Origin of the sequence: Ectopseudomonas oleovorans, assembly GCF_003052605.1 — a bacterium.
Lineage (GTDB): Bacteria > Pseudomonadota > Gammaproteobacteria > Pseudomonadales > Pseudomonadaceae > Aquipseudomonas > Aquipseudomonas oleovorans_A.
The window spans coordinates 529-8,374 of sequence record NZ_QASO01000088.1 but is presented as its reverse complement, the minus strand read 5'-3'; the positions used below and the strand labels follow the sequence as shown (position 1 = coordinate 8,374).

Genomic DNA, 7,846 nt, shown 5'->3' with positions numbered 1-7,846 from the left:
CTGAGCTGGCGCCTGGGCAAGCAGCAGGTGATCTGGGGCCGCACCGACCTGTTCCGCGTGCTCGACGTGATCAACCCGATCGACTTCTCGCGCAACAACATCTACGACGAACTGGAGGACATCCGCATCCCGATGTGGATCGCCAAGGCCGACTGGCGCATGGGCGCCAACGAGGTGTTCGACGACCTCAACCTGTCGTTCGTGTGGAACTTCGACAAGTTCCGCCCGCACAACCTCGGCCAGTGCGGCACGCCGAACTCGGCCCTGGATGCCGGCTGTTTCTTCCGCGGCATGAACAACCTGTGGGAAAACGGCAGCACCGTGGCCAACTTCGCCGGCGGCAACATCGCCACCGACTTCGGCCCCGGCCAGATCGGTATCCGCAAGGCGCACATGCCGTCCTGGAGCCTGTCCAACAGCCAGTTCGGCATCAAGCTGGAAGGCGTCTATGGCGATTTCGGCTTCTCGCTGAACGCCCTGACCTACCGCTCGCAACTGCCCTCGCTGCGTGGCGGCATCCCGGCGCAGAACCCCTTCACCGGTGAAACCGCGGTATGGCCGGCCCTGATCGCCTTCGATATCCATTTCCCGCGGGTCAACCTGATCGGCGGTTCGATGGACTACTACTCGCAAGCGATCGACACGGTGTTCCGCGTCGAAGTCGCGCACACCGAGGGCGAGGAGTTTGCCAACACCCTGCAATCACGGCTGTTCTCCGAGTCCGACGTCACCCGTTACGTGATCGGTGCGGACAAGAACATCTTCATCCCCTTCCTCAACCCCGGCCGCGCCTTCCTCTTCTCCGGCCAGTTGTTCGGCCAGCACATCCGCGAGCACCAGCTTGAGGATCGCCCACTGGGCAAGGCCGGCATGCCGGACTGGGAGCAGAACTGGATCGGCACCCTGCTGGTCAAGGGCTGGTGGATGAACGACCGGCTGAGCCCGCAGGTGCTAGTGGCCCACGACCTCAAGGCCCATGCCACGGCCATCGCGCCGAGCGTGCAGTACCTGTTCAGCGACAACCTGAAGATCATCGCCGGCGCCAACTTCAAGGTCGGCCGTGGTGCTCGCGAGTTCGACGACTGCCGTAGCTGCAACCCCTGGGACCCCTTCACCAGCTTTGGCCTGCCGGAGGGCGTAACCGCCGGTCTGAGCGGCTACGAGCCGCTGGGCCGCTTCCGCGCCGGCCCCATCGGCATGGCGCAGAAGGAAGACGAACTGCAACTGACCCTGCGTTACAGCTTCTGATCAATCACGAGGAATAGCCATGAACAACAAGAAATCCCGGCAGAGCCGCGCCCTGGCGCTGGCCCTGTTGACGCTGGGCGCGACCAGCGGCGTGCACGCCGCCGACGAGGCGGTGATCCAGCAGTCCTTCTACCCCTACCAGAACGACAAGCCGAGCTTCGCCGGTCTGAGCGCCGGCATGACCATCAACAAGGGCAACGTCGCCCAGTTCAAGGAGATTCTCGACCCGGCCTTCTACGGCTTTATCGAGAAAGGTTGGGTGGAGCTGAAGGTCGGCGACACCACCTCCTTCGACCTGCACCCCAACTATGTCGAGGCTACCCGCCAGCACATGGACACGGTCAAACTCGGCGCGAAGCCCGGCGAGATCAGTGGCGCCGTGGCCGGCCGGCCGTTCCCCCAGGAGCCGGACGCGAACGACCCGCGCGCCGGCGAGAAGCTCGCCTGGAACTACAAGTACGGCTACAACTGGGGCGACAGCGCCGCCATCTCGCCGTTCTACTGGAAGTTCCGCGACATGAACACGGGCAAGCTGGAACGCACCATCAAGTTCGACTTCCACTTCCTCAACTTCACCCGCCGGGTCAACCAAGAGCCCACGCCGGCGATCACCCCCAACCCGTCGCAGCTGTTCCGCGGCATCTACGTCAAGGCGCAGGAGCCCTATGACGTGCGCAACACCCAGCTGCTGATCCATCGCGCCGAGGACGACCTCAAGCGCGACAACTCCTGGTTGTACCTGGGCTTCCAGCGCCGCGTGCGGCGCCTGGCCACCGGCCAGGTGACCGATGCCTTCCTCGGCTCCGACTTGATGATCGAGGACTTCGAGGGCTACAACGGGCGTATTTCCGACATGCAGTGGAGCTACAAGGGCACCCGCTTCATGCTGATGCCGTTCTACAACCACAACGACCTGACGCTGGACAGCGAAACGCACAAGGACAGCGACGGTTACCAGGTGGTGGCGTTCGGCGGTCAGGGCGGCTGTTTCCCCAACATCACCTGGCAGCTGCGCAAGGTCTACGAGGTGGAATCGGTGCCGGTGGACGGCAGCCACCCACTGTCCAAGCGCGTGCACTACATGGATGCGCAGACCTTCACCGTGCCGCGCACCGTGTCGTATGACCGCAAGGGCAGCATGTGGAAGACCTTCACCATCGGCCAGGCCCACCCGGACCACCACCTGCCGAAGAACAAGGGCTCCGGCGTGTCGATCGACGACAGCTTCACGATGATCGACATCCAGGCCATGCACTGCACCACGGGGCAGTTCAAGGGCCAGGTCGATCCGGAGATGAGCAAGCCGGAGATGTTCAGCGTGCAGCACATGCGCGCCACCGGTAACTAAGCAGCGCCACTCGGTCCGGCCGGTTAGACGCGGCCGGGCCTTTCTCCCAACCAGCAGCCCAGCCAACAGCGCCGTCCTCATGGGCGGCGCTGTGAGAAGCCGTGCCCGCAGGCCAGGAACCTGTCGAGCGGGATCCCTCCAGCAAAGGTTCAGCCATGAATAATAACAACAGACTGTTTTGTGCCTTGCTCTACCTCAGCCTGCACCCGCTGTCCGCCCTGGCCGATGACGAGCTCATCGACAAGGCCTTCTACCCTTACCGCGCGGCAATACCCGAGGCCGACGGTCTGAACACCGGCATGCTCATCGAATCCGACAACGTCGAGCGCTTCAAGGAGCTGCTCGACCCCGCCATGCTCGGCTTTATCCGCCAGGGCTGGACTCGCATCGAGGTCGCGCCGACCACCTCGTTCGACCTGCACCCCCACTACCTCGAGGCCACCCGCAAACACCTGAACAGCGCCAAACTAGGCGCCAACCCCGGTGAGATCAGCGGCACCATTGCCGGCCGGCCCTTTCCCGCGGAGCCGGATGCCGCCGATCCGCGCGCCGGGGAGAAACTCGCCTGGAACGTCAAGTACGGCTACAACTGGGGCGACAGCGCGATCATCTCCCCGTTCATCTGGAAGTACCGCAACATGGACACGGCCGAGGTGGAGCGCACCATCGGCATGACCATGAACTTCCTCAACTTCACCAATCGGGTCAACCAGCCTCCGCTACCGGCCATTACCCCCAACCCGTCGAACAAGTTCCGGGCGATCTACCTCAACATCGACTCGCCGCAGGATCTGCGCAACACCCAACTGCTGATTCATCGTTTCAACAACGATCTGAAGCGCGACAACTCCTGGCTCTATCTGGGCTTTCAACGCCGCGTCAGACGCCTGGCCACCGGGCAGATGACCGACGCTTTCCTGGGCTCCGATCTGATGATCGAGGATTTCGAGGGCTACAACGGGCGCATCGCCGACATGCGCTGGAGCTATCAGGGTACCCGCTTCATGTTGATGCCCTTCTACAACCACAACGACCTGGCCCTCGACGAGGGCAGCACCGACAGCGAGGGCTACCGCATGGTGGCCTTCGACGGCAAAGGCAACTGCTTCCCGCGCATCACCTGGCAACTGCGCAAGGTCTATCAGTTGCAGGCAACGCCGCTCAATACGTTCGCCCGCCACCCGCTGTCCAAGCGCGTCCATTATGTGGATGCACAGACCTTCGCCGTGTCGCGCACCGTCTCCTACGACCGCCAGGGCGAGCCGTGGAAGACCTTCACCATCGGCAAGGCGCACCCGGACCAGCACCTGCCGATCAACAAGGGCAGCGGAGTCGCGCTGGACGACAGCTTCTCGATGATCGACATGCAGGCCATGCACTGCACCACCGGGCAGTTCAAGGGCCAGGTCGACTCCGAGCAGAGCAAGCCAGAGATTTTCAGCGTGCAGTACCTGCGTGCAACCGGGAATTGATCCCTCGTACCGAGGCGCTCTTATCCCTGCTCATCTCAGGATCGCCAGTGCATTAAAAAGGACGCGCAATATGACACTCACTCATGCTCACCCCGCCGAACAGTTGCTCTTGCTGTGCGACGCCAGCGGCCTCATCACCTACGTCAGCCCTGCTTTCGCCAGCCTTGCCGGCTACCGCCCTGCGCAATTGCTCGGTCAGCCGGTCAATTGTCTGCGCCACCCAGAGATGCACGCCGGCCCGTTCAAGGATCTGTGGGGCACAGTGAACAAAGGGCAGTCGTGGATGGGCATGCTGCAGAACCGCCGCGCCGATGGTCAGGGATTTTGGGTCGACGTCTACATCAGCCCGATCCTCGAAAACGGTGAGGTACTCGAGTATCAGGCGATCTACCAGTTGCCGACCCCGCAGATGATTGCCCGCGCAAGTGAAACCTATCGTGTGCGCGCTCAAGGTCGACAGCCGGCCTGCCTGCGCTGGCCGAACCCGAGTCAGGCGTCTCGCCAGAGCCTGTGGGCTTGCCTGTCAATCGCCCCTCTGGCGGCGCTAAGCATCAGTCTGGAGCCCATGCTCGGCGGGCTCGCCACGCTGGGTTCGGCAGTACTCTGCTGGTTGCTGCTGCAGCGACAAGCCCGGCCATTCGCTGCGCTCGTGCGCAATAGCCGCAGTCTGGTGCAGCATCCAATCAAACAGTTGATCTACACAGGCCGGGTGGATCAGGTCGGACAGATAGAGCTGGCCATGCGCCTGCTGGAATTCAGGCTGGCCGCCTTGCTCGCACGCATTCACGACAGCAGCCGCCAGGTTGCCGAGGGCGCCGGTCAGGCTACTAGTCTGGTCGGCGCTAGCAGTGCTGCCTCGCACGACCAGCAACAGGAGCTGGCCGGAATCGCTGCGGCCGTCGAGGAGTTCGCTGCGACCACTCAGCAAGTCGCCAAAAGCACCTTCGACGCAACCAGCCTGGCCCAGCAAGCCGAAGCATTGACCAATGACGGTCGTCAACGCATGGAGCAGGCCAGATGGAGCATCAACCGGCTTTCCGACACGCTGGAGAGCTCAGGGAGCGCGGTAGCCGCCCTCGCTCAACACAGCCAGGATATCGGGCGCATTTCCGAGGTGATTCGCAGTATTGCCGAACAAACCAACTTGCTTGCGCTCAACGCCGCCATCGAAGCCGCGCGGGCGGGCGACAACGGTCGTGGCTTCGCAGTGGTCGCCGACGAGGTGCGCTCGTTGGCCCGCCGTACGCAGAGTTCTACCGACGAGATACAGGGCATGATCGAGGTACTGCGTCAAGGCACTAGCCAAGTGGTGCAGACGATGGAGCAAGGCCGCAGTCATCTACTGTCAAGCGTTAGCGAGGTTGATGGCGCCGCCACAGTGCTACTGGGTATCCTCGACAGCACCGCCAGCATTCACCAGTTGAGCACGCAAATTTCCAGCGCCAGCGACCAACAAAGCCTGGCAGCGGAGGAGATTAACGCCAAGCTGCATGCCATTCATCAGCTGGCGTTGCACAGTGGCGAACAACTACGCAACACCCTGAAGTTTGCCGAACAGGTAAAGGCTCAAGCTCAACGCCAACAGGCCTTGGTTGGACATTTGCTGAACGGCTAAGGCGTTGTCTGAAAGCACGCTACCGCTCGCACTGGCTGTTTGCCGGGGCGCTACGCAGCGGCACACGGGCAGCGGCGAGTCTGCTCCAGCCGCCTCAATGGGCGCCTGCCTGAGTCGCGCAAGGTGACTTGGGCAGACGGCTACGCGGCATACGCATTACTAAGGAAGTTCTGCAAAGGCCATTTACCGTCACTCCCGCGAAGGCGGGAGCACAGGAACTACGCCGGTTCTGGATTATTCCCCTGCGGGCCGGCGCCAGCGCTGTGCAGCGATAAAGCTGCTGTCCCGCCTGCGCCCGACTATTTCAGCGCTTCCCTAAGCGAGGCGCTGAAGTTTCGTCATTGTATGAATGCAACCTCAGCAGTATTGGCGCTGGTAAATGGCGACTCAATCCTCGATGCCGATCTTCTTCAGCCGGTAGGCCAGAGCCGGGCGGCTCAGCCCTAGCAGGCGGGCAGCACCGGAGACGTTCTGCTTGGCCTGGTGCATGGCTTCGCGCATTAGGCTTTCCTCGATCTCGTCGAGGCTCAGGCCGCTGCCCAACAACTGGCTGATCCAGCTGCCCTGGCCATTGTCCGGCTGGATCAGCACGCCGTCCGATGACACCCGCTCGCTGTCGATCGACGTTTCTTTCGGCGGCCGTGGAAACAGCGCCGGCACGCTGATGCTTTCGTTCGGTTCGGTGAGGATGATGCCGCGCTCGATGACGTTTTCCAGCTCGCGGATATTGCCCGGCCAGCTGTAATGCAGGCAGGCCTCCAGGGCTTTGTCCGAAAGGCCGAGGGTTCTTTTGCCGTACTCCTCGTGGAAGCGCTGCAGGAAGTGCTCAGCCAGCAGTGGAATGTCCTCGCGGCGTTCGCGCAACGCCGGGATCGCCACCGGGAAGACGTTCAGCCGGTAGTACAGGTCGGCGCGAAAACGCCCGGCCTTGACCGCTTCGGCCAGGTCCTCGTGGGTGGCGGCGATCACCCTTACGTCGATCTTGCGCGTGCGGTTGTCGCCAACGCGCTCCAGCTCGCCTTCTTGCAGCACGCGCAGCAGACTGGCCTGAGCGCGCGGGCTGAGTTCGATCACTTCGTCAAGGAAGATGGTGCCCTTGTCGGCCCGCTCGAAGCGGCCCATGCGTGACTGGGTGGCGCCGGTGAAGGCGCCTTTTTCCACGCCGAACAATTCGGACTCGATCAGGTCCGGCGGGATCGCCGCACAGTTCACCGCGACAAAGGGCTCGGCGGCGCGTTTGCTGCGCAGGTGCACGCTGCGCGCGATGACCTCCTTGCCGACCCCGGTCTCGCCGAGCAGCAGCACCGAGACTTTGCCCTGTGCGGCCTTGTCCATCATCTTGCGCACGGTCTGGTAGGCCGGGGTCTGACCGATGCCGTAGTACTGGCCTTCCTGTTTGTCGAGGTTGGTACGCAGCGACACCAGTTGCGATTGCAACTCGTAGAGTTCCTCGATGATGGGGTCGCTCTTGAAATACTGTTTGAAGCTGGCAACGTCGTCCCACTCTTCGGCCGGCTTGCCGATGATCCGGCACTTGTCGCCGCCGCAGCCGCGGCAGCTGACTTCCTTGAAGATGACTTCCCGGCCCATGAACGCCGAGGAATAGGCGCAGGCGTAGCCGAGCAGAGTCCAGCACACCGGGTCTTGCATCTGCCCCAGCTCGGTCTGGCAGATTTCCACCTCGAAGGAGTCGATCCACTCCACCTCGACGTAGAAGCGTCCGCTTTCCTTGTCGATATCGACCTCGGTGGGGCGGGCCTTGACCAGGCCCTTGAGCGAGTGCAGCTGCGGGCCGGCGAGGAACATGTCGTACTCGCTGGCATTCGGGCGCAGCTTCCAGGCCAGTTCGGCGTCCTTCAGTCCGGACTGGTAACCCATGCGCAGGAAGAATCCCTTGGCCCGCTCGATGCCCAGGATGTTGACCATCTCGCGGCGGAAATTGGCCATCGCGGAAACCTGCAACAGCAGCATGCGCTGCTCGCCCAGCCAGATCTTGCCTTCCGTGCTCTGGAAGTGGATGAGGCTGGTGAGGTCCTTGAAGTCTGCGTATTGCATCTCGGGTTTATAGCGGATAGGCATGAACTCAAATCCCCTGATTTATTTTCCATCGAAAGGTTAAAACCACCGGCTTTCAGCCGGTGAGCTTTAGCGCCACCATGCGGG

At 62.5% G+C, this 7,846-nt stretch carries 5 protein-coding genes; 4 read left to right on the top strand and 1 reads right to left on the bottom strand.

What is annotated here, in order from left to right; translation table 11 throughout:
- From DBO86_RS14835 to DBO86_RS14820, 4 genes are all read left to right on the top strand, one after another.
- Window positions 1-1,248: DUF1302 family protein (locus DBO86_RS14835; RefSeq protein WP_108233631.1), on the top strand; the 1,248-nt coding region annotated here is incomplete at its 5' end.
- Between the two features lie 19 nt (window positions 1,249-1,267).
- The gene (locus tag DBO86_RS14830) at window positions 1,268-2,596 is read left to right on the top strand and encodes a DUF1329 domain-containing protein (RefSeq protein WP_108233632.1); all 1,329 of its coding nucleotides are present in this window, start codon (window positions 1,268-1,270) and stop codon (window positions 2,594-2,596) included.
- Window positions 2,597-2,751: 155 nt separating this feature from the next.
- Window positions 2,752-4,068, top strand: a complete 1,317-nt coding sequence (locus DBO86_RS14825; RefSeq protein ID WP_108234073.1) for a DUF1329 domain-containing protein — start codon at window positions 2,752-2,754, stop codon at window positions 4,066-4,068.
- 70 nt (window positions 4,069-4,138) lie between these two features.
- Window positions 4,139-5,683: a methyl-accepting chemotaxis protein gene (locus DBO86_RS14820; RefSeq protein ID WP_108234072.1), complete on the top strand. Its 1,545-nt coding sequence runs from the start codon at window positions 4,139-4,141 to the stop codon at window positions 5,681-5,683.
- A 387-nt stretch (window positions 5,684-6,070) separates the two neighbouring features.
- Here the strand turns inward: DBO86_RS14820 and DBO86_RS14815 are convergent, their stop codons facing one another.
- On the bottom strand, window positions 6,071-7,762 hold the full coding sequence (locus DBO86_RS14815; protein WP_108234071.1) for a sigma-54-dependent Fis family transcriptional regulator: 1,692 nt from the start codon (window positions 7,760-7,762) through the stop codon (window positions 6,071-6,073).
- Between the last annotated feature and the right edge of the window lie 84 nt (window positions 7,763-7,846).

Excerpts from the sequence above, each read along its gene's own strand:
- DBO86_RS14830 (WP_108233632.1), top strand. The coding sequence starts at position 1,268 with ATGAACAACAAGAAATCCCGGCAGAGCCGCGCCCTGGCGCTGGCCCTG.
- DBO86_RS14825 (WP_108234073.1), top strand. The coding sequence starts at position 2,752 with ATGAATAATAACAACAGACTGTTTTGTGCCTTGCTCTACCTCAGCCTG.
- DBO86_RS14820 (WP_108234072.1), top strand. The coding sequence starts at position 4,139 with ATGACACTCACTCATGCTCACCCCGCCGAACAGTTGCTCTTGCTGTGC.
- DBO86_RS14815 (WP_108234071.1), bottom strand. The coding sequence starts at position 7,762 with ATGCCTATCCGCTATAAACCCGAGATGCAATACGCAGACTTCAAGGAC.